At 39.3% G+C, this 21511-nt stretch carries 19 protein-coding genes; 3 read left to right on the top strand and 16 right to left on the bottom strand.

Annotation, left to right across the window (positions count from 1 at the left end; all coding sequences use genetic code 11):
• Positions 1 to 1071 precede the first annotated feature (1071 nt).
• From BLP92_RS01205 to BLP92_RS01145, 13 genes are all read right to left on the bottom strand, one after another.
• Positions 1072 to 1875, bottom strand: a complete 804-nt coding sequence (locus tag BLP92_RS01205; RefSeq protein WP_175444142.1) for a cell division protein FtsQ/DivIB — start codon at positions 1873 to 1875, stop codon at positions 1072 to 1074.
• Positions 1876 to 1950: 75 nt separating this feature from the next.
• A complete protein-coding gene (gene murG / locus BLP92_RS01200) occupies positions 1951 to 3045 on the bottom strand; it encodes an undecaprenyldiphospho-muramoylpentapeptide beta-N-acetylglucosaminyltransferase (RefSeq protein ID WP_090839785.1) in 1095 nt (364 codons plus the stop codon).
• Complete coding sequence (gene murD / locus BLP92_RS01195; RefSeq protein WP_090839783.1) at positions 3042 to 4430, bottom strand: UDP-N-acetylmuramoyl-L-alanine--D-glutamate ligase; 1389 nt, start codon at positions 4428 to 4430, stop codon at positions 3042 to 3044. The genes murG and murD overlap by 4 nt, the downstream gene beginning before the upstream one ends.
• 3 nt (positions 4431 to 4433) lie before the next feature.
• Positions 4434 to 5405, bottom strand: a complete 972-nt coding sequence (mraY, locus tag BLP92_RS01190) for a phospho-N-acetylmuramoyl-pentapeptide-transferase (protein WP_090839781.1) — start codon at positions 5403 to 5405, stop codon at positions 4434 to 4436.
• Positions 5406 to 5420: 15 nt separating this feature from the next.
• A complete protein-coding gene (locus BLP92_RS01185) occupies positions 5421 to 6626 on the bottom strand; it encodes a UDP-N-acetylmuramoyl-tripeptide--D-alanyl-D-alanine ligase (RefSeq protein ID WP_090839779.1) in 1206 nt (401 codons plus the stop codon).
• Entirely contained in the window at positions 6626 to 8092 is a 1467-nt protein-coding gene (locus BLP92_RS01180; RefSeq protein ID WP_090839777.1) for a UDP-N-acetylmuramoyl-L-alanyl-D-glutamate--2,6-diaminopimelate ligase, read from the bottom strand. The genes BLP92_RS01185 and BLP92_RS01180 overlap by 1 nt, the downstream gene beginning before the upstream one ends.
• A 335-nt stretch (positions 8093 to 8427) precedes the next feature.
• Complete coding sequence (locus BLP92_RS01175) at positions 8428 to 10638, bottom strand: penicillin-binding protein (protein WP_090839775.1); 2211 nt, start codon at positions 10636 to 10638, stop codon at positions 8428 to 8430.
• A 107-nt stretch (positions 10639 to 10745) separates the two neighbouring features.
• The gene (gene ftsL / locus BLP92_RS01170; protein WP_090839773.1) at positions 10746 to 11111 is read right to left on the bottom strand and encodes a cell division protein FtsL; all 366 of its coding nucleotides are present in this window, start codon (positions 11109 to 11111) and stop codon (positions 10746 to 10748) included.
• A gap of 19 nt (positions 11112 to 11130) precedes the next feature.
• Positions 11131 to 12057, bottom strand: coding sequence for a 16S rRNA (cytosine(1402)-N(4))-methyltransferase RsmH (rsmH, locus tag BLP92_RS01165; RefSeq protein ID WP_090839771.1), 927 nt, complete (start codon positions 12055 to 12057; stop codon positions 11131 to 11133).
• A gap of 17 nt (positions 12058 to 12074) precedes the next feature.
• Positions 12075 to 12503, bottom strand: a complete 429-nt coding sequence (gene mraZ, locus BLP92_RS01160; RefSeq protein ID WP_090839769.1) for a division/cell wall cluster transcriptional repressor MraZ — start codon at positions 12501 to 12503, stop codon at positions 12075 to 12077.
• 431 nt (positions 12504 to 12934) lie between these two features.
• Positions 12935 to 14554 (bottom strand): bacillithiol biosynthesis cysteine-adding enzyme BshC, encoded by a 1620-nt coding sequence (gene bshC, locus BLP92_RS01155; protein WP_090839767.1) that lies wholly within the window; start codon positions 14552 to 14554, stop codon positions 12935 to 12937.
• Between the two features lie 72 nt (positions 14555 to 14626).
• On the bottom strand, positions 14627 to 14998 hold the full coding sequence (locus BLP92_RS01150; RefSeq protein WP_090839764.1) for a DUF3397 domain-containing protein: 372 nt from the start codon (positions 14996 to 14998) through the stop codon (positions 14627 to 14629).
• Complete coding sequence (locus BLP92_RS01145) at positions 14995 to 15852, bottom strand: ketopantoate reductase family protein (protein WP_175444141.1); 858 nt, start codon at positions 15850 to 15852, stop codon at positions 14995 to 14997. Before BLP92_RS01145 ends, BLP92_RS01150 begins: the two co-directional genes overlap by 4 nt.
• Positions 15853 to 15993: 141 nt before the next feature.
• Here BLP92_RS01145 and BLP92_RS01140 point away from each other — a divergent pair, with 141 nt between their 5' ends.
• Together BLP92_RS01140 and BLP92_RS01135 are read left to right on the top strand one after the other, a co-directional pair.
• Entirely contained in the window at positions 15994 to 16467 is a 474-nt protein-coding gene (locus BLP92_RS01140; RefSeq protein WP_090839760.1) for an N-acetyltransferase, read from the top strand.
• A gap of 966 nt (positions 16468 to 17433) precedes the next feature.
• Entirely contained in the window at positions 17434 to 17844 is a 411-nt protein-coding gene (locus BLP92_RS01135; protein ID WP_090839758.1) for a glucose starvation-inducible protein B, read from the top strand.
• A gap of 206 nt (positions 17845 to 18050) precedes the next feature.
• Here the strand turns inward: BLP92_RS01135 and rpmF are convergent, their stop codons facing one another.
• Positions 18051 to 18224 carry a 50S ribosomal protein L32 gene (gene rpmF, locus BLP92_RS01130; protein ID WP_090839756.1) on the bottom strand — a complete coding sequence of 58 codons (174 nt, stop codon included), beginning with the start codon at positions 18222 to 18224 and terminating at the stop codon, positions 18051 to 18053.
• Between the two features lie 20 nt (positions 18225 to 18244).
• Complete coding sequence (locus BLP92_RS01125) at positions 18245 to 18763, bottom strand: YceD family protein (protein ID WP_090839754.1); 519 nt, start codon at positions 18761 to 18763, stop codon at positions 18245 to 18247.
• 179 nt (positions 18764 to 18942) lie between these two features.
• Here BLP92_RS01125 and BLP92_RS01120 point away from each other — a divergent pair, with 179 nt between their 5' ends.
• On the top strand, positions 18943 to 20133 hold the full coding sequence (locus BLP92_RS01120) for a nucleotidyltransferase (protein ID WP_175444140.1): 1191 nt from the start codon (positions 18943 to 18945) through the stop codon (positions 20131 to 20133).
• Between the two features lie 58 nt (positions 20134 to 20191).
• Here BLP92_RS01120 and BLP92_RS01115 read toward each other — a convergent pair whose 3' ends face one another.
• The gene (locus tag BLP92_RS01115) at positions 20192 to 21247 is read right to left on the bottom strand and encodes a SepM family pheromone-processing serine protease (protein WP_090839750.1); all 1056 of its coding nucleotides are present in this window, start codon (positions 21245 to 21247) and stop codon (positions 20192 to 20194) included.
• Positions 21248 to 21511: the final 264 nt, after the last annotated feature.

The following is a 21511-nucleotide window of genomic DNA, read 5'->3' as shown; positions in this document are numbered from 1 at the left end:
CACAATAATCCTTTGCTTTTTTCACTTTTATTCATTGTATCAGAATTTTTAATTCATTTTACTTCATTAAATTTCATTCGATGTCTCATAATACAAGTCTACACTAAGTTAGGGCCTCAGAAAAGCTATTATGGGGTTGAATATTAAATTACTCAAACGCTTATTCAAATAATTTAATATTTCACCCGCATATAATTGAAAATAAACATTATCGCTGCCAGATTTTTTACATAATTTTTCAAAATTCTACTTCTGGAATGAATTCAGGAAGCCGATAACAATTGCTTTTCTCTTAGCTCTGTTAATGCTCATTGTTGATAATAGAAACGTCACTGCAACTGGTTTGCCGTAGACGGGCTCCTCACCTTCCTCGCTTCGCTTCAGGATCTTCCACAGGCGTCCGCCGTTTTCCGCTTCGTTCTTTCCTTTGCGAAACAAAAGAAGGAGATTGTTTCTATTACAAAATTTCAATTAATAAAACGAAGGCAAGTCGATTTTCAGGACGCCTGCGGAAAAGAAAGCGTGAAGATCAAAGGTTCGTCTCGCACTGCAGACGAACTCGCAAAGCAGGCAGGAAGCCAGCCGGGACTTTATATTTAAGAAAGACAATCTTAGGCTTGCTTGTATGGGCTGTGCGAAACCTTGCTTATTTCCACGGGCTAGCTGAAGGATTTCTCCACAGCAAGCGCAGAAAAAGAAGCAGCAGGCGTACTTTTATTTATATCAACATCAGATTCTAACAGAGATACTCATGCATAATTTATGCATCAAGAAAGATGAAAATTAATACTGCTGTGTAGCGAAGGAGAAGATACCCAAAGGATGAGCGCAGTTGGAGAATCCAAGTGACCTTCTGGAAGGTCACGAAGCACGAGCGGAATCGATCCTGGTTCTTCAAGACAGCATGGCGGTCTCTGCCCTGCTGGCTGTGGATCGATGGAAGCCGTGCCCTGGGAGAGAAATTAGTCAAGAACAAGTCCTTGGGTATGCCGCTCCGAAAGTGAAGCAGCAGTATTACTTCTTTTTAGCAAAACTTTTATTTTCAAAGCAGCTTTTCTGTACTCCATTTTATTATTCATTTTCAACATTTATTTCTTCTTCTTCCTCGATATTATCCACTTCCTCAGCATCTTCTTCATCAAATGATTCGAAATAAGGATTTATGCGCATATGGATAATCCCATCAGCATCCTCATCCAGCTGCTGTACAACCGCAGGATATGGAACCATGCGGCTGGCGAAATTAGTAAGAGTAGAACTTACTGTATGGCCATCATTCATCAGTAAAGTAATGCGGCTTGAATCATTTTCCACAGGAGTGTGAATGATGTCTGATATACGCGCACTAATATGAGGTGCCATTTTGCTGAGTTCCTCAGCTGCTTGATTTATCAGTGTCTGATCATTAAAGTCCCGAAGAATTGGAGCATTTCCAGCCTCCACATCCGCATTTTCATTTAACGCACCTGTAGATAAAACTGGAATTGATCCGTTACTCTGGTAAAGATAAGCGACTATTTCATGCTCTTCAATGGATATATTGACAGTATTGGGAAAGGATCTGCTGAAATCAGCACTCAAAACTACATCATGATTCTCTATTTCCTCAACGCGTTCTTCCTTATTTAAGTTCCAAATGCTGACTTCAGAACTTAAACCTGACATATCTATGACTTCTTCTCTGGATAAAGTGTCATTTCCCTGTACTTCCACCCGCTGCACATGGCTGAAACTGCTTTGAAAGTAAAGCACCAGCGCAATAAGAAAAGTAAACACAGCTAAATATATGATAAACCTTCTTTTTGTCCGGCGTTTTCTTTCCGCCTGCAGCTGAGGCAGCTTATGTTCCATATCCAGGACTTTGTCTTTTCCCATCTCTTTGTCCTCCATTATATCCTTACGCGTCGAGTAATCCTACATCTAATACAGATCTATAGAAAAATACATTTTTTAATTATTGGGCAGAGTAAGTGATATCAGTTCTTTCTCCAGTAAATCAGCAGCTTCCGGCTTTCCAGTATTCAATGAAGCATTTTTCATTGCCCCCAGCTTCTCCGGATCCTGGACGATATCCATTTTTTCGGTCAGTGATGCTGCATTCAGTTCTTTTTCTTCAAGTAATATTGCTGCACCCTTATCTACAAGCGATTTTGCATTTTTAAACTGGTGGTTATTTGTTACGTAAGGACTCGGCACTAAAATGGATGGTAATCCGAGCGCAGTTATTTCTGCAAGTGAAGTTGCTCCTGCCCGGGCTATTACCATATCAACCTTTTTTAGTAAAGATGGCATATCTTCAACATACGGCAGTGTAACAATATGGTTTCCGACCTTTAAATTTTCCAGTGCAGACTTTATAGAATCGAAATGAACTTCTCCAGTTACATATACTACTTGATACGGTTTGTCTTCCCAGGAAGTTACTGCTTCCAGTACAGCTTCATTAATAGGTTTTGCTCCTCTGCTTCCGCCTACAATTAAGATTGTCTGCTTGTCATCTGACAGTCCAAAATCTTTCAGCGAAACTGTATCTCCTGGTGCTGTTACTTCACTAGCACGTGGATTTCCAGTAAGTACAGTTTTATTCTCAGGAAAATATTCCGCAGCATCCTCAAAAGATATCGCAACTTTATCTACATACTTTGAAAGAAATTTATTTGTCAGTCCCGGGACACTGTTTTGTTCATGAATTAAAGTTGGTATGTTTGCTTTTGCAGCAGCATAAACTACAGGTCCACATACATATCCACCAGTACCTACAACCACATCGGGCTGAAATTCCTTAATATATTTTTTTGCCTTTTTTACTGCTTTTAGAAAACGGAGGACCGTTTTAACATTCTCAAAACTGATTTTTCTGCGGAAGCCGGTAATGTGTACACTTTTAAAAGGAATTCCTGCCTTTGGCACTATCGTTGCTTCCAATCCTTTTTCCGTGCCGATATATAAAAATGAATTATTATCATCTTCAGCTAAATGCCGGACCAAAGCAAGCGCAGGATATATGTGCCCCCCGGTACCCCCGCCGGAAACTAATACTTTCATAATAAATCTCCTTTTGGCTGATTGTTAAATTCTTCGATGTTTTTTTCTACAGCTCTGATAAAAGCATCTCCGCGTTCTTCAAAGGTTTTAAATTGATCCCACGAAGCGCATGCTGGTGAAAGCAGAATCACTTCCCCCTCTTGAGCGTGATTTACCGCTTCTTTTACAGCTTCCTCCAGCGTCTCTAATGCTGAAATGAGAGGTACGCCTGCATTGTGAGCTGTATCCTTTAACTTTTCTGCAGTTTCTCCGTAAGTAAACGCAGCAGTTACATTTTTCAGGGAAGATTCTAAATCATCAAAAGGAATACCCCTGTCAAGTCCTCCTGCAATCAGCACTATCGGCTGATCAAATGCTTGAAGAGCTTTTACTGTAGCAGTTACGTTTGTAGCTTTGGAATTATTAAAGAATTCTCTTCCTCTCCAACTTCCTACATGCTGCAGCCGATGCTTTACTCCTGTAAATGATTTCATTACTTCTGTAATCTTTTCATTAGATGCTCCTCCAAGCTTTGCAGCACAGGCAGCAGCAAGTGCGTTGGCAATATTATAATCACCTGGCAGAGAAAAATCCGATACAGGCATAAGCTCTTCTCCAAACAATTTTATTCTGCCATGAGATAGACAAGCACCATCTGGTAAATCTTCTTTTAATGAAAACGGAATTTTTTTCGCCTTTGCTTCTTTCACCATATCTATTACTGTTTCATCATCTGCATTGTAGATAAGATAGTCTTCAGGAGTCTGATAAATGAAAAGACGTTTTTTTGCTTCAATATACTCTTCTCGAGTGCCATGATAATCTAAATGAGCATCTATTAAATTCAGCAGCACTGCAATATCCGGACGGAAGCTGTCAGTTCCGAGCAGCTGAAAACTGGATAATTCCATAACTAGCGTGCTTGTTTCAGCAGCATTCTTTGCAACACCTGATGCTGCATGCCCTATATTCCCTGCCAGAAGCGGTTGTGTTTTACTGTCTTCAAGCATATCAGCTATATATGTTGTAGTAGTTGTCTTACCATTCGAACCTGTGATGCCAATAATTGGAGCTGAACTTACATCATATGCCAGCTGAATTTCAGTCAATACCGGAATATTATGTTTTTCTGCTTCTACAATCAGCTCATGGTCATATCTAATGCCCGGGTTTTTGATTAATGCATCTAACTCACTGTGAATCAGACTTATCGGGTGACTACCGCAGATCACTTCTGCACCAAGTTTCTGCAGGTCCTTTGCCTGCTCATTTTCTTCCCAGGGTGTCTGGTCATTTACTGTTACCTGTGCTCCGAGCTGCAGTAAAAGTTTAGCCGCTTCTGTACCGCTTTTTGCTAGTCCGAGCACAAGTACTTTTTTGTTTGTCCAACGTGATGATTCCTTCATAAATTAACCTACCTCCAGCCAAATGCCTGTAAGAGCAAATAAGAGTCCTGCTGCCCAAAAAGTCAGAACAACTCTCCACTCACTCCAACCAGTCAGCTCAAAATGATGATGAATAGGGCTCATCTTAAAAATTCGTTTTTTACGGATTTTAAAAGATGCTACCTGCATAATTACAGAAAGAGTTTCTATTACAAAAACTCCTCCTATTAAAATCAACAGCAACTCTGTTTTTGTAAAGACCGCAATCAGTGCAAGAACTCCTCCAAGGGCCAGCGAACCAGTGTCCCCCATGAAAACTTTCGCAGGATAGGCATTAAATACAAGGAAACCCAGGAGTGCACCTGCGACTGCTAAAGAAAATATAGCCACTGTCCAGAGTTCAGTAAATCCAGCGAGTACTGCAAATGCCGTAAAAGCAATGGCTCCTGTTCCGGCTACTAACCCGTCCAGTCCGTCTGTTAAATTTACTGCATTGCTTGTTCCTACGAGCATAATAATAATCAAGGGCAGATAAAGCCATCCGATATCCACAGACCAGCCTGTACCCGGCACAATAATCTCCGTAGATAACCCTGTCTGTAAAAGCACCACATAAACAATCGCTGAAATTACGACCTGGCCAAGAAATTTTTGTTTGGAAGTTAATCCTAAATTTCTTTTTTTAACAACTTTAATAAAATCATCCATAAATCCAAGCAGGCCAAACCCGAGCATTACAAGCAGCAGCAACCATATTTCTACTGTTAATCCCTGGAATTGCCCGGCAATAACCAGTGTCGCAATTAGTGCAGAAAAAATAATCATCAGCCCTCCCATAGTAGGAGTGCCCGTTTTTTTATGATGCGATTCAGGTCCAACATCTCTTATGCTCTGTCCAAATTTTAACCTTCTTAAAAAAGGTATGAACACAGGTGAAATAAATACTGTTAATAAAAATGACAATAATAAGGCAAAAAGCAGCCCATTTTCCAACATCAAACTTTCCCCTCTCTAATTCCTGTTCAATTGGTGCAGAATCTGATAAATTAATTCCCGGTTCGCACCTTTATACATTAATACGTGTGGTCCATTCAAAACTTCTCTTAAATCATCAATCGCTTCAATATGAGTCCGGTAGTGGGTTGCTTCAGGTAATTTTCTTTCTGATCTCTGCAGCGCATCAGACACCCAAAAAGCTTTTTCACCAACTGTAAATACATCTGTAATTTGAGAAGTCAGATGGTCCGCAAACAGTTCGTGAACAGATTTATGTGACCTGTCCGACTGAAACCCCTCATCGATCACGAGAACCCTGCGTTCATAGGGCTCTACATGAGAAAGCCATCCGAGGGAATAGTCTAAGTTTGCTACTTCCATTGCTTCTGCTTCAAATAAGACCAGTCCTGCAGATTTCGTTGTCATTGTCTGAAAACCAAAAGTCTCTCCGTGAATAAAAGAAACAGGTGGATATGAATTTCCCGTGATTTCGAAGTAAACTTTAGCCGCAGTTTCCATAAGCGGCCGGTAACTTTCCAGCCATACTGGTAAATCCAACGTTTCCATCTCTGGATAGACTGGTGAAACCGAGGTTTCAAAATGTAATTTTCCTTCTTCCGGGAAGGTGGATGAATTTAAGCGGTCTTTCCTGTAATGACTAGTAATATTAATATCCGGCTTTAAAGAATCAACTACTTCAGTCATGGAGTTTTGCTGGTCCAGATCTTCTATAAAAATAATTTCTGTATCCAGATCTATAGATAAGATCGTTTCAGCATGGGAAATATTTAAATTCGATCTTTCTTTAATAATTTCCGTTCTTTTCCCTTTCGTCCATGCAGACAATACACGCATAACAATGCTTGCAGTATAATCTCCTGTAATATATATAACAGGTGCTTTATGAAATTTAAGGTAATCAGCTGCTAATAAATCACAGACTTTCTGCGGCGAATCAGTGATAAACAAAGGGAAATTTTCGGGCAATGTTTCTGGAACAGGTTCTCCTGCTTTCCATAACGCTCCCGCTGCTCCTGCTTCCACTGCAGCTTCCACAAACTGATGTCCATCATATCTGTTATCTTTTCTTGGTACAAACAGGCTTCCTTCTTCCACGTCATAAATATTACTTACTACCTTAGGAAACGTTAAGTTTTCTGCATCACCTCTTACTTCGCTTACCAACGAAATTATGTTAGAGGAGGACACGAATGCTGTCATTATTTCCACTCCTTTAAAGCTTGCTCTGCTACAGCCTTGTCATTAAAATCAAAACGTTCCTTTCCGATTTCCTGATAAGTTTCATGACCTTTGCCTGCGATTAATATAACATCTTCAGGTCCTGCCTGCATCACTGCTTTGTATATCGCTTCTTTTCTATCTTCAATCACTTCATAGGCAGAACCTTCAACTCCGGCTGCCATTTCGTCTAATATTAACGCAGGATCTTCCGTGCGCGGATTGTCAGAAGTTAAATAAACAAAATCAGCATATCGTTCAGCAATTCCTGCCATTACTGGTCTTTTTGTCTTATCCCTATCTCCCCCGCACCCAACTACGACATATATCTTCTTTTCTGCTAAGTCCTTAATTGTCTCCAGGACATTTTGAAGACTGTCCGGTGTATGCGCATAATCCACAATTACATGTACTGATGCATTACTCATCACAGGCTCAAATCTTCCACTGACCCCGGTAAGGTCTGACAGTAATGGCAAGAGCTTCTCCCATTCATATCCTCTTACATACAGCGCTGCTGCAGCTGCTAGAGCATTATAAACTGAAAACCGGCCGGGCAGCTTTAGTGAGACTTCTTTTGTAATTCCCTGTGCAGAAAATTTGAATACTGAACCAGTTGGTGTCAACCGTACATTTTCAGCTCGAATCATTGCATTATCCGTCATTCCATAAGTAATAACTGGCGCTGCTGAAGCTTCCATCATGATATCAGCATATTCATCATCAATATTAATAATGGAGACTGCCTGTGGATTCCGGTTAAAAGAGCTGCCCAGCTGAGCAAACAATAGACTTTTAGCTCTCGCATAATCTTTCATTGTGACATGATAATCAAGATGATCCTGCGACAAATTAGTGAAAATAGCAGTATTAAATTGAGTACCATGAATTCTGCCATTAGCCAGAGAATGTGAGGAAACTTCCATTGCTACTGTGTCCGTATCGGCATCCCGCATTTCTGCTAACAACTGCTGCAGGATCAATGATTCCGGCGTAGTATTTTTTGAAGGAATTATCTTTTCATTATATTTTGTGTACATGGTACCAATAATTCCTGTATTGATTTTAAGTTTTGCTAACATCTGCTCTATGAAATGGGTTACGGAAGTTTTCCCGTTTGTGCCGGTAACACCTATTAAATGCATGTCACTGCTTGGGTGCTCATAAAACACTGCAGAAAGAAGTGCCATAGCACGTCTTACATCCGGGACTTTTAAAACAGGAACCGATACGTTCAGCCACCGATCCGTTACGAGAGCTGCTGCTCCATTTTTTACTGCGTCTTCTGCAAAATTATGTCCATCCACAGTAAACCCGGGTACACAAAAAAATATATCTCCATGTTCTATTTCTCTGTGATCCATTTTCATACCGTATACAGTTACATCTTTCTCCTGTGATAATTCCATTAAAGGTAGATTATCTGCTAAATTATGTAACGACTTCATCACATGTCTCATCCTTTACTTAACGCGATCTTATTTCTTGTCTATTTTACTTCTCCTGGAGGGATTTGTCATATTATTTTCAAAAGATATGGCAGTAATATTTAAAAATTTGCACCACGTTAGTTATTACCTCTGCAAGAATGAATTAAACCTTAACTCACTTCTTTTTAAAGAGGCTGAGTTTTACTGTTTATCTAAATGTATTATGAAAGAAATATTACTTAACAAACCCTCCTTTAAGTGGTATTTCCTGAAAAGTAAATTATAACACCGTTACAGCTGAAAATAAAAAGGGGCAGCTGCTGCTACCGGCACTGTCCCCTTTCTCTACTATGCTAATCCATAATGAAATTTTGTTCATTTTCTTCGTCTGTACCTTCTTCTATAACCTCTTCTTCTTCCTCTTCTGAATCTTCTTCCAGTTCTTCGTCTCCTAAAGTTACAGCAATCCGTTTCACATTTTCCAGCGTCTTTCCGTAGTCAGGTTTCTGCTCAATCACAAAACCGATTCCCTCTGCCTCTACTTCTATTTCAAGCAGTGCGGCAGCCTGCTGGACGCTTCGAAGGCTCCAACCTGTAATATCAGGCATTTCAGCCTTTCCTTCAGTGAGAAGAATAACCTTTTCCTGCGAAGCTAAGGTACTTCCTTCCTCATGAGACTGAGCAACTACAGATTCTCCCTCTCCCAGTATTATTGTCTGAATCCCTTCATCTTCCAATACTTGCTCAGCCTCTTGAATATTTTCTCCTGCCAAATTTGAAATTACAACATTATTTACAGGTTCATTCTGCAGCTCATCTTCTTCTGAAGGTGCGATGTTCAGATATTGGAGGCTTTGTTCCATGATCTGCTTAAAAATCATAGATACTGGTTCATTACCCAGCTGATACCCTTCAAGCTGTGGTCGATCCACAGCTACGTATACAATCACTTCAGGATCAGAAGCGGGGGCCATACCTATAAATGAAAATATATTCTGTCCGTTACCAGTAATATAACCGCCGCCGCTTTCTCTTGGAATCTGTGCTGTACCTGTTTTACCCGCTATATCAAAACCTTCTACAGCATAAGGTTGACCTGTACCCGCTTCTTCTGTCACGACTGTCTCCATTATTTCTCTTACTTGTTCCGCTGTTTCTGCAGAAATTGGTTCTCCTGCTATTTCAGGCTCCGTTTTCTTAATCGCCTCTCCACTGGCTGCATCTACAATTTCAGATACTACATAGGGCTTCATCATTTTTCCATCATTCGCTATTGCGGTGGCAGCCTGGACCTGCTGCATTGGAGAAATAGACGTAGCTTGTCCAAAAGCTGTAGTGGCAGCATCAATAGGATAAGACTCTGCGATGGAACCTCCTTCTATCTCGTTCGGAAGGTCAATTCCAGTCGGAGTTCTAAAACCAAACTTATCAATATATTCGTAAAGTTTTTCAGGGCCTAAAATTTCCATTGCAATAATTGAAAAAGCGACGTTGGATGACCGCTGCACGCCTTCATTAAAGGTGATTTCTCCCCATCCTTCTCCTTGATTGTGGTCTCTGATTGTTCTGTCATAAATTTTGTAAGTACCAGAATCAAACGTATCTTCCCCATCGTATACACCTTCTTCAATAGCAGCTGCCAATGTGAAAATTTTCATAGTTGAACCTGGTTCAAATCGGGAGGATATATTAAAATTCGTAAAATTTTCTATATTTTCATATTCATTAGGATTGAAGCTCGGTCTATTGGACATTCCTAATATTTCCCCAGTTTTAGCATTCGCTACAATTGCCATCATTCGTTCGGGTTCATATAATTCATCTACCTGGTTCATCGTCTGTTCCATTGCAGTCTGAATTCTTGAATCCAAAGTCAGTACTACATCACTTCCATTTTTAGGTTCGTCGATAAACTCCTCAGCGTTAGCAAGCCTTCTGCTCTTTCCGTCCTTTTGATATTCTATCGAGCCTGGTTCATCCTGCAGATACTCATCTAAACTGTTTTCAAGTCCCATTCTTGCCTCTGACATATCCCGCTCGGTATAACCAATAATATGCGATGCAAAAGTTTGTTTTGGATAGTACCTCCGGGGGTCTTCCCGAAATGTAATTCCAGGAAGCTCTAACGCTTCTATCTTTTCTTTTGTTTCATAACTCATATTTTTTGCAGAGGGGCCAAGCTCCACCTGCACAGAATCTCTTGAAAGCTGAGATTCTAAAAATTCGCGGTCAATTTCTAATACTGAAGATAAAGCTTCTGCAGTTTCTGAAGGGTTCTCCACATGAGAATCGTATCTGTCATCCAAAACAGCAACAATTGTATATGAAGGGATTTCTTCAGCAAGAACCTCGCCATTCCTGTCTAATATATTTCCCCTCTCACCTTCCAGGGCTACCGTCTGCGTCCATCGGTTTTCAAGCAGCTGCTGCAAATCAACATCTTGTACTTCCTTGGATGCCTGAATGTATACAAACCTTGAAAACATAAACAGAATAGCTAGTGCAAATATCCCCATCATGGTTAATGCTCGTCGGGTAATCATTTTATTTTTATTATTTTCCATACTATTATCCACCCCTAGATCAGCTGGTTTACTGTGAAACCATAGAAAAAACCTTTCCGGAATTCTTTAAAAAGTTCCGGAAAAGTTTTCCTCTCTAAAATAATCTATTAGTTTGACTGATGAAGCACCTGAACTTGTTCCTCATTCAGAGACATCCCCAGATCAGTTTGAGCAATTGATAAAATACGCTCCGGATCCGAAAGTTCTTTTACTTGAAGGGACAATGCATCGTTTACATTCTCCTGCTGCGCAATTGTTGCTTCCGTTTGCTGCAGTTCGTGATTTAATGAATAGATGGCCGCGTAATTAGAGATAATCATAAAACCAAAGGCAATAACTAATGGAACAATAAGACTGTAAATTAATTTCTCCCCGCGGGTAATACCGCCTTTATAAACTCTTGTTTTCACATGCTGAGTCTGGTGCCGTTTTGGTTCCGCTGCATGCTGTCTCTGATCAAGAAGTGGACTCATCTAATATTCCTCCTTTAATTTAGTTTTTTTCTGCGATTCTCAGTTTCGCTGAATGCGCTCTGTTATTTGTCGCTAACTCTTCTTCTGAGGCGGTAATAGGTTTTTTTGTGATTAAATTCAATTCAGGTTCCATGCCTTCAGGAATAACAGGTAAGCCTTTCGGAAGTTCAGGATAACTGCTCATTTTTTTGAAAGTCTTCTTGCATATCCTGTCTTCCAAAGAATGAAATGTTATGACAGCTATTCTGCCTCCGGGTGCAAGCAAGGAAACTGCCTGCTCTAAAGTATTCTGGAAAACTTCCAATTCATCGTTAACAGCTATTCTGAAAGCTTGAAAAGTTCTTTTCGCCGGGTGTCCGCCTGTTCTTCTGGCGGGTGCAGGGATCCCTTCTTTAATAAGTTCTACTAGTTCGAAGGTTGTTTCCACAGGTTTTACTTCCCTGGCTTTTTCAATTTTTCTGGCGATTTGCTTTGCGAACTTTTCTTCTCCGTAATTATGTATAATACGATGAAGATCCTGAAAGCTCCAATTGTTAATAATTTCGTAGGCAGTCAAAGGTTGAGATTGATCCATGCGCATATCCAGCGGAGCATCAAAACGATAACTAAAACCTCTCTCAGGAACATCAAATTGAGGAGAGGAAACACCTAGATCAAACATAATTCCATCAACTTTTTCTATACCGAGTTTTTCTAATTCTTCTTTTAACCCTGAAAAATTAGACTTGATAAAGCTGATATTTTTGTAATCCAATCTTTCTTTTGCAGCTTGCAGTGCGCTTTCATCCTGGTCAAAAGCATATAGATGTCCTTCCGGGGAAAGCTCTTTTATCAATCGTTCACTGTGTCCCCCGCCTCCGAGAGTACAATCTACATAAATACCGGAAGGATCTACTTTTAGCCCAGCAATTGTTTCTTCTTTTAAAACCGTTTCATGTTCAAACAATATCAGCGATCCTCCTTCTAATCCGTATCGAATAATCCTTCAGCAATTTCAGCAAATGAATCAACTGAACCATTCACATATTCGTCCCATATTTGTTTGTTCCATATTTCCACTCTGGAAGAAACTCCAATAACTACACATTCTTTGTCGAGTTTCGCGTAATTACGCAACACTGATGGTATATTAATTCTATTTTGTTTATCTAAATCACATTCTGCGGCTCCTGAAAAGAAAAATCTTGTAAATGCTCTCGCATCTTTCTTCGTAAAAGGGAGCTCACGCAGACGCGTTTCGAGTTTTTTCCATTCTTCCCGCGGATATACGAATAAACATTCATCCAATCCACGGGTAACCACAAAAGCGGACCCTAAATCATCCCGGAACTTAGCCGGAATAATCATTCTGCCTTTCGTGTCCATCTGGTGTTCGAATTCTCCGATGAACATACGGTCCACTCCCCTCCCACTACTTAACACTAATTTACCACATCTCCCCACTTCCTACCACTCTATTTAAAAATTATTCATAAATTTTCAGACTTCTTCATAATGAACATCTGAAAAACCCTTTTATATCAAGGATTTTTCAAAGAAAAAAGAAGGTGGGGGAAAAAATTTATTTTTCACACGATGTTGGACTTTGAATAAAAAAACAACAAAAAGAGCGTTGCGCAATTAAAATTGCGCAACGCTCTTAATTTTTATCTAGGAAACATGTAGTTATATAGGCATTTATTGTGCGTTGGATAAATGAAAAATAATCAACAGCGGCTGATAAATTTAATTCCAGCTCTCCCTTACTTCTGCTGAAAATACATTACTTGTATAGAGTGGAATGCTGTAGAGCTGAATATTTAATGGAGAGTATTTTAAACTGTTTACAAATAACTTACGAAATGAGCCGGGGTCCCGCTTTCCTCTTCTGCTACTTTATTTAAAAGTCTTGATACGGTATCAGGACCGCCTGTATTTAAATAAGACAGTATTGATATTTGTCTTTCCTGTTTTTGTGCATTCGGAAAAATTTCTGCTTCCAGCGAGGATAACCTGTTAAGATGCACGCCTTCCAGCTCTTTAATTTTTTTATCAATACTTTGCTCATAGTCTTCAAGCATGACTGTAAGCTTTTTTTTGTAATGTTCATGGAGCTGGAGGTAAGAATTTGAATCAGCCTGAGCAGCTGGAATTTCTTCAAACCTTTCTATAATATCTTTTTGAATCTGATAAAATATACTATTATTATTTTGTGATTTTACTTTTGCTATTGTCTGCTCTCTTTTTTTCCGTGCTTCTCCATTTAATACATCCTCTACAGATAAATCATATTGTTTCAGCGTTTTTTCTGATTTTCTCGAGAGCAGTGTTACCGAATGCCTTGGCCGGACAATCGGCATTTTATGTCCAAACAAATGGAATACAGGCTTGAGAACCCCCCAGTAAGCCAGTTCCCCCGCTCCTGCAATAAATGTATGAACCGGCAGCAGTAAATCCTGCATTACAGGTCTTGTGATAACGTTATTACTTAACTTATATTCCCCGCTCGCAACCTTTTCTTTAAATTCAGCTTCCTGCCATACACGATTGCTTGTTTTTTCCTTCCAGATTCCGTCCTTTGACTGAAGTAAAAACCTTTGATGATTATCGTGCAGAAATAAGTGAGCATTATCTTCATCAACTTCTACCGGTTCGCCAAAGCCCAGCGAATTAAAATCTGCACTTTGAGTGGTGAAAGCTTTTCTAATACTGTTATTTTTTTCTGTCATTTCCAGAAAAAAGTTTGACTCAATCCTGCGAACAGCCGGATCATGGGCATCCATTATTACGAGTCCAGTACCTTTAAACAGCCTGTAAAGAATTTTTGCACACCAGGAAGTGTAAGTTAAATTTTCTTCAACATCCGAGAGGAGCGACTCTTTTAACCACTTTGTATATTTTGTTTCCTGTAAATGACGCAAGCCTTCTGTTACAGCCGCTATGGCTTTTTCGGGATCTATTTTCCTCTCACTCGCCGGGGTTTTAATATTGTTTTTTTCCGGTATCCTCACTTTGTGTATTTCACTGCTGTGCTGTACATAAGTATGATTTATTTCATCAATATCATGATCTTCGCCAGCAATCCAAAAAATTGGAATTACCGGCTGGTGAAGGATATTTTCCAGCCTTTTGGCTTCAGTGATAATAGATATAATTTTATGTATTGTATACATAGGTCCTGTAAAAAGACCTGCTTGCTGTCCCCCTACTACTGTTACTGCATTGTTCTCCCTAAGACGGTTTATTTGGTAAAATGCTTCGTTGCAGGGGAAAAATTTCTCATGAAATTCCTTCATGGCGTCCGCCACTTTTTCCCGCTGGAAATTCAGATGGCTGAGTTCTTCTGCCCTCTCTTTTTCCATTGTAAGATTATAATCATAAAATCGCAGTATATTTTTATCGCCCTGCAGATACTTTCCTGCAAAACTCGAATTTTTAAAAAGTTGTTGTTTAATCAGCTGCATGTCGGTTCAACCTTTCTTTCCCAAAGTCTCGTTAATTATAGCAGACTGACTGCCCAAGACCAATAATATGCTTTATATGTAGATTAACCCAGTTATAGTAACAATAAAGTACAAAATAAAGTAAACTAAAAAGTGAAACCGCCAGGATTGTTTTAAAATTATGGTTATAGCTGTATCTCCACGAATTTTCCAATGTAAAGTTGTTATAACTGCAGCTGTTATAATAAATCCTAATATCATATACCATCCTGTATTTATCCCCCACACCTCATTAACGATAAAATACACAGAAATCATAAAAACAGGCATCGTGAGATCTGCTGCCATTCTTACAGCTTTCGAGGAACTTTTCCCTGACTTTTTAAAAACCATAAAAATAATGATAAGTACCAGCGGCGGAATAGTTACAGTTGTAGCTATTATCGCTGCAGCTATATCTGTCATCTATCTTTCTCCTTTCTTAATATTTCTTCCATAATATTTTCATGTGCTGAGGCTTTTTGGCCTTTCCTTTCTGCCTCTTTTACTATATAACCGTTTATTGAATCTAATTCCATCTGCCGGCGCTCTAAAAAGTCTACCAGCATAGATGAACGATTTTCTCTCGTTTTCTCTATTACTTTATTAACATTTTCCCATTCACTCAGTGGCAGATCCAGTACCAGCGCAGCCTCTTTAAAAAGAATCTGAGCACGTTCCCACGCTTCTTTGTTGGAAAGAAGAATTTTATTCTGAGCTTCATATATGACAGTCAACGGATTTACTACGGCGTTCACAATCAACTTTTTTTTCATAGCGATAATTATATCGTCAGTCCAGCGAGCGGAAAAAGGTTCTTTTAAAGCCAGCATTGCATGGGCTAACGGATTTGCTTTTGAGCTCCCACCCATAATTATTTCACCAAGCCCAGTATGAGTTACATGCGCAGGAGCATTCTTCATGGCTCCATGAGTCACTACTGCAAAAAGGGGGTTTGTATGTTGTTCTCTCGCTTTATCCTGGTGTCCCATCCCATTTTGAATAAACAATACTGGACAGTCTGGAAGCCCGGTATCAAAAACTTCCGTAAGGTCATATTGTTTCACTGCAATAATTACAGCATCCACATTCTCTTCAAATAAAGTGGAAGAAGCTGTCAAATTGTTATATACGTTATTTTCTCTGGTAATTCCTTCTTCATTTAAAACTTCTGCCTGCTTAGGTGACCGCGTCCAGATATGGATTTTATGTCCGCCCTCCATCAGATAACTCGCAAACAGCAGTCCTAAGGCGCCTCCGCCTGCAATTCCAATTTTCATCTGCTGATTCTCCTTTTCCCCCATCTTATCACAGGCTATCTTCAAGAAAGTTACTTTCTTAATTGTAAATTTTACTATATAATAAAGAGAACGTTTACAATTTATTATTAATAATTGTAGCTAGATTTGGAGGGACAGTCCATGGATAAGCATGAAGTAGTCAGACTAAGAGTTAATTTCAAAACATTGGAGGATTTTGAGAATTTCAGAGAATATGGCGTTCAGGAATTATCGATGAAAGAAGATTTACAGGATAATATTGTCGAAAATGACAGCGAATCTCCTTTTTACGGAATTTATTTTGGAGATAAACTTGTAGGAAGAATGAGTCTCTATAAAATTGATGCAAAATTTGACCGTTATTTTGATCCACCTCAGGATTATCTGGAACTTTGGAAACTGGAAGTGCTACCTGGCTTTCAAGGAAAAGGGATAGGTAAAGCTATGGTCGATTTTGCAAAAGCTGAAGGATTGCCTGTTAAAACAAATGCAAGACAGCGTTCAGATGATTTTTGGACAAAACAGGGATTTGAACCAATTACTTATGATGAAAACCGGGACCGTGGTGAAAACCCATATGTTTGGTTTCCTAGTGGAGTTGGGGAACAAAAATAACATATTTACGAGGGAGCTTCATTTGAAAAACTTTCTTAAATTTTTTTCTGCTCTTTTGTATACTTCGTTAAACGTGATGTTCCCGCATCACGTTTTTTTATATTTTTGCTCTGTTAATGTTCAGTGTTGATAATAACAGAAGACATCGCTGCAACTCGGCAGGCTTGCCGTGGAGGAGATCTCCAGCTTCCTCAGACTAACGTCTTCCGGGATCTTCCGATCTCCTTCTTCCACAGGCGTCCGCCGGTTTTCGCTTCGTTCTTTCCTTTTTAAAACAAAAGAGAGGGATTGTTTTTTTCATACATTCTTCTCCATAAAAAACGAAGACAAGGTGATTTTTCAAGACGCCTGCGGAAAAAGAAAGCGTGAAGATCGATGGTTCGTCTCGATCTGCTGACGAACTCGAAAAGCAGGTGGGAAGCCAGCCGGAATCTTAATCCAAGAAAGACGGTCTTTGTCTAACTTGGATTGGCTGCGCGGAACCCTGCTAATTTTAGAGGGATAGCTGAAGGATTTCTCCGCGGCAAGCGAAGAAAAAAAAGCCTTAGGCGTACCTTTTTTATATCCACACTAGCCTTGGCTCTTACGCAAACTTAGTGAAAATAAGATTTATTTAACAAATTTCCTGCATTTAACCAATTAACTTTGACTGTTTAAACCTTTACTCAAGGCTTTTTGAGCATAAGAACGATTGGAAATTAATAACCATAAAAATAAATTCACTTTTTACGCGTAAGAGCCCTAGCCTTTAACAGAGCCTTTATTTTAGATTCTTCTTTGTTCAAGCAGTTACAGCAACACAACATATTCACTCATTAATTCGGGTAACGAAAGGCGCAGGGTGTAAATTCCATGGGTACTAAGCTTCAAATGTAAAAAAATATGTTTTAATCTGTGGCAGTTGTGGAATCTTTGACTAATGTAAGATCAGTAATCAGTAAAATTAAATTTTGGAGGTGGATTCATATGGTAAATAACAACCAATCTAACCGTAAAATGTCACGAGAGGAAGCGGGACGTAAAGGCGGCGAAGCTACTTCTCAAAATCATGATAAAAAGTTCTTTGAAGATATTGGTGAAAAAGGTGGAAAAGCAAGCGGCAGCTTGAACACTGATAGTCCTATGTCCCGCGAAGAAGCAGGACGCAAAGGCGGCGAAGCCACTGCCCGAAATCATGATCAGGAGTTCTTTGAAGATATTGGTGAAAAAGGTGGAAAAGCAAGCGGCAGCTTGAACACTGATAGTCCTATGTCCCGTGAAGAAGCAGGACGCAAAGGCGGCGAAGCCACTGCCCGAAATCATGATCAGGAATTCTTTGAAGATATTGGTGAAAAAGGCGGAAAAGCAAGCGGCGGAGACAACAGTAAAGATTCTTAATTATTTTAACAGCTTCGGAAGAAGTATAGTGTAAGCAGCATTCATTAGTGAATGCTGCTTTTTTATTAGTTAAGAAAATTCTTTATAAACCTTGAGTGGAGAATTTATCAAAAGAGAGACTAAACATTACTTCTTTATTTTATTTTAAGCATATTTGAGAAAAACAAAAAAACAGGAAGGGAGGATCCCTTCCTGTTAAAACGTAATTATTTGCTTGCTACGTCTCGTCCTTTATAAGTGCCGCATGCTTTACATACGCGGTGAGAAAGTTTCATTTCTCCACATTCAGGACATTCAACCATACCAGGTACTCGCAGTTTAATGTGAGTCCGGCGCTTATTTTTACGAGTTTTACTTGTTTTTCTAAATGGTACTGCCATTAGTCCCACCTCCTTGAAAATTATTCATCTTTCTTAAATAAATTTTCCAGTTTTGCCAGCCTTGGATCTACTTGCTTCTTCTGGTCGGCGTCTGCATCTTCAGCCTGCATCTTCCAGCCGTTTCCAGAATGTGGAGCAGGTCCTTCACTTTTTTCACTAAATACTCGAAACGGTTTTTCTAATAGAATCCGTTCTTGTACAAAAGGTAATAAATCCACCGTGTTACTTGTTAATTCGTGAACTTCATCCTCTTCGTCAAAGGTGGCCCCCTCTGACAGTTGGAAAGCTTCAATAGCATCTATAGCAAAAGGAAATTCAACATCATTTAAGGTCCGGGCACAAGGTAAAGTCATTGTACCTTCGATCTTAAGATGAAAGGTTGCCAGATCTCTCGATATGGAACCACTTCCCTTTACTTTTACTGTACTGATATCACGAATTTCACGGTCTACTTGTTTTACCTCTGATACATCGACCGATTCATCCAAAAGCACTCCATCGTTTTTGAACGATTGAAGCTGCTGTATCGACCATTTCATTTATATTCACCTCAAGACAACAAATGTAATTATATCGCTGTAAAAATCAATTGTCAAGATAATCTCTTTACATTCTTCCTGACTTCCCTCTCTTACTTTTTCCATGTAAACATACTCTCAGCGTTCATGCAAGTATCTTATGCTATACTGATTTCACATACTTAAAGAAGGTGATTTTTTTGAGAGTTTTAGGACTTATAGTAGAATATAACCCTTTTCATAATGGTCATAAACTCCATTTGGATGAATCCATAAAAAAATGCGGAGCCGATATTACTATTGCTGTAATGAGCGGTTCTTTTCTGCAGCGAGGAGAGCCGGCTCTTGTCGATAAATGGACAAGAACCCAGATGGCTTTAGCTCAAGGAGTTGATTTAGTAATAGAACTTCCTTATCAATATGCAGTACAAAAAGCAGAAATATTTGCACAAGGTGCGGTAGCCTCTTTACATGAGATGGGTGCCACCCACATCTGCTTCGGGAGTGAAGCTGGTGAAATTCAGCCTTTTTATACGACGATGGACTGGATGCGTATGCATAAATCAAAATTAGATATCAAAATCAAAGAACATTCTGCATCCGGAAAAAGTTATCCCCGTAGTTTTTCAGAAGCTTTCAGCGAACTTAATAACGAACCAGGGGCTGTGGATTTGTCCAAGCCAAATAACATTTTAGGCTATCATTACACGATCGAAGCTGAAAAACATGGAATTCACAGCGCGACCATCCAGCGAACCGGTGCCGGGCATAATGAATATTTTCCTAATTATACTGCTAAAATAGCAAGCGCCACTTCATTAAGAAATCTTATTGGCGACACAGGCGTATCTTCCATCAAGAATTTTGTTCCCGAAAAAACTTTTCAGCTGCTTGTAGATTATCAAAAAAATAATCGTATGTTTCACACGTGGGAGAACTATTATCCTTTTCTTCAATATAAACTTCTCACCATGACGCCGGACACTTTAAAAACAATTTATGAATGCGATGAGGGTCTGGAAAATCGATTACTTCGATTTAAATATATGCCCACCTTCTCTTCTTTCATAGATGCAGTTAAAACGAAACGCTATACCCGTACACGCCTGCAAAGACTTTGTGTACATATTCTTACAAACAGTGAAAAAAAGACTATACGTGAGCTTGCCTGGAAAGATCCTGATTTTATAAGAGTGTTGGGAATTAACAATAGCGGCAGAACACATTTAAATAAAATAAAGAAAAAATTGTCTGTACCGCTCATTACAAAAGTTAAAGATAGTGCAGGTACAAGCTATATATATTCTTCTTCAGCCGCAGATATTCATTCTCATATCCTGCCTGCTGAAAGCAGAAAGTTTGATTACGAACATCCTATCATTATCGAATAAAGTAACCCCAGCCTCCAATTTGAAAAAGTTTCAGGAAGCTGGGGTTACTCTCATTTTTTTATTCTTCTTCAAGTGAATTTAAATAATCCAGCGCTTCCTGAAAATGTCCGACCGGCACTATTTCCATATCAGTATCTATTTCTTGCGCAGTATTTGATGCGATAATATAATTTGAATCCTCTGCACCTTCTTCTACAGGAACAAAAAATACATCCATACCGTCTTCATCAGACGCATACACTTTTTGTTTAACTCCGCCGATTCTGCCAACGTTCCCTTCTTCATCTATTGAACCAGTTCCGGCAATATGAAGACCATGGGTAATATCCTTTTCTGTCAGCTGATTATAAATTTCCAGAGCAAACATCAGTCCAGCGGAAGGACCGCCAATCTGATCTGTATTTATTTCTACTTCAGGATCACGAATTAAATCTCTGTCAGTGACAGGATTTGAAATTCCTAACCCCCCTGCCCCTTCTTCAGCTCCGAGCTCAGCAGGAAATTCCTGCATTTCAATTTCCGCTTCCCCCGGCTCTTCATCTCTTATATACCCTACGGAGATGGTATCTCCTATTTCAGCATCTTCAAGTAATTCAAACATGCTGTTTACTTCCGTCACTTCTTCACCATTGATAGAAGTAATCAAGTCTCCAGCTTCAAGTTTACCTTCTGCATCCATACCAGAGATTATACCTGTTACAAGTACTCCATACTCTTCAAATTCCGCTTCTTTGCCAGCGGCATCATACGCTACTAAAATTGCCTGTTCCTGTGAAGAAGTCATCAGCATCATCTGACGGTGCTGATACATTTCGTCCGTTTCACCAGGTGGTCTGATTTGATCCTCATGCATTAATTCTCTTCGATCACTCAATAAAGACCAAACATAGTTTACAGGGTTCGCCTGACCCATTCTAATGGTTGTCAAAGCGAAGCTCCCTTCATAATCGTACCCTTCTTCTACTTCTATAACTTCTGTTAATACCTGTGCGTCCCCAGGTACTGAAAAATAATACGGAAGTTGAACAAAATTTACAGCAATCAGCACTGCAAAAAGTATAACCCATTTTACCCAGGAAAATTTCCCAGGAGAATTCGTCTCTTGATTTTCCATTAACAACACCTCTATCCTTACCTATATCAAAGATACAATATTTATTAATAACTTGCTAATATTACACCTTTTATTTTGCTAAAGACAGCACTGAGTTTTATAAAAGGTATTTTTTAATTTTTGAAGAATTTATCAGATTAATTATAGAGGTGTTTCATGCACCGAAAATGATAATATTACATAACTTTGTAAAATAACAGCTGTTTTCATTCATTAAAGAATGCTCAGAGAATCAGACTCTTTCAGGCTGGCTGTGAGGACTAT

It is taken from the genome of Alkalicoccus daliensis (assembly GCF_900103955.1).
Lineage (GTDB): Bacteria > Bacillota > Bacilli > Bacillales > Salisediminibacteriaceae > Alkalicoccus > Alkalicoccus daliensis.
Note: the sequence above shows the minus strand (reverse complement) of the source record. Positions and strands in the feature narration are given on the sequence as shown.

Excerpts from the sequence above, each read along its gene's own strand:
- BLP92_RS01205 (WP_175444142.1), bottom strand. The coding sequence starts at position 1,875 with ATGGGAAAAGACAAAGTCCTGGATATGGAACATAAGCTGCCTCAGCTG.
- murG (WP_090839785.1), bottom strand. The coding sequence starts at position 3,045 with ATGAAAGTATTAGTTTCCGGCGGGGGTACCGGGGGGCACATATATCCT.
- murD (WP_090839783.1), bottom strand. The coding sequence starts at position 4,430 with ATGAAGGAATCATCACGTTGGACAAACAAAAAAGTACTTGTGCTCGGA.
- mraY (WP_090839781.1), bottom strand. The coding sequence starts at position 5,405 with ATGTTGGAAAATGGGCTGCTTTTTGCCTTATTATTGTCATTTTTATTA.
- BLP92_RS01185 (WP_090839779.1), bottom strand. The coding sequence starts at position 6,626 with ATGACAGCATTCGTGTCCTCCTCTAACATAATTTCGTTGGTAAGCGAA.
- BLP92_RS01180 (WP_090839777.1), bottom strand. The coding sequence starts at position 8,092 with ATGAAGTCGTTACATAATTTAGCAGATAATCTACCTTTAATGGAATTA.
- BLP92_RS01175 (WP_090839775.1), bottom strand. The coding sequence starts at position 10,638 with ATGGAAAATAATAAAAATAAAATGATTACCCGACGAGCATTAACCATG.
- ftsL (WP_090839773.1), bottom strand. The coding sequence starts at position 11,111 with ATGAGTCCACTTCTTGATCAGAGACAGCATGCAGCGGAACCAAAACGG.
- mraZ (WP_090839769.1), bottom strand. The coding sequence starts at position 12,503 with ATGTTCATCGGAGAATTCGAACACCAGATGGACACGAAAGGCAGAATG.
- bshC (WP_090839767.1), bottom strand. The coding sequence starts at position 14,554 with ATGCAGCTGATTAAACAACAACTTTTTAAAAATTCGAGTTTTGCAGGA.
- BLP92_RS01150 (WP_090839764.1), bottom strand. The coding sequence starts at position 14,998 with ATGACAGATATAGCTGCAGCGATAATAGCTACAACTGTAACTATTCCG.
- BLP92_RS01145 (WP_175444141.1), bottom strand. The coding sequence starts at position 15,852 with ATGAAAATTGGAATTGCAGGCGGAGGCGCCTTAGGACTGCTGTTTGCG.
- BLP92_RS01140 (WP_090839760.1), top strand. The coding sequence starts at position 15,994 with ATGGATAAGCATGAAGTAGTCAGACTAAGAGTTAATTTCAAAACATTG.
- BLP92_RS01135 (WP_090839758.1), top strand. The coding sequence starts at position 17,434 with ATGGTAAATAACAACCAATCTAACCGTAAAATGTCACGAGAGGAAGCG.
- rpmF (WP_090839756.1), bottom strand. The coding sequence starts at position 18,224 with ATGGCAGTACCATTTAGAAAAACAAGTAAAACTCGTAAAAATAAGCGC.
- BLP92_RS01125 (WP_090839754.1), bottom strand. The coding sequence starts at position 18,763 with ATGAAATGGTCGATACAGCAGCTTCAATCGTTCAAAAACGATGGAGTG.
- BLP92_RS01115 (WP_090839750.1), bottom strand. The coding sequence starts at position 21,247 with ATGGAAAATCAAGAGACGAATTCTCCTGGGAAATTTTCCTGGGTAAAA.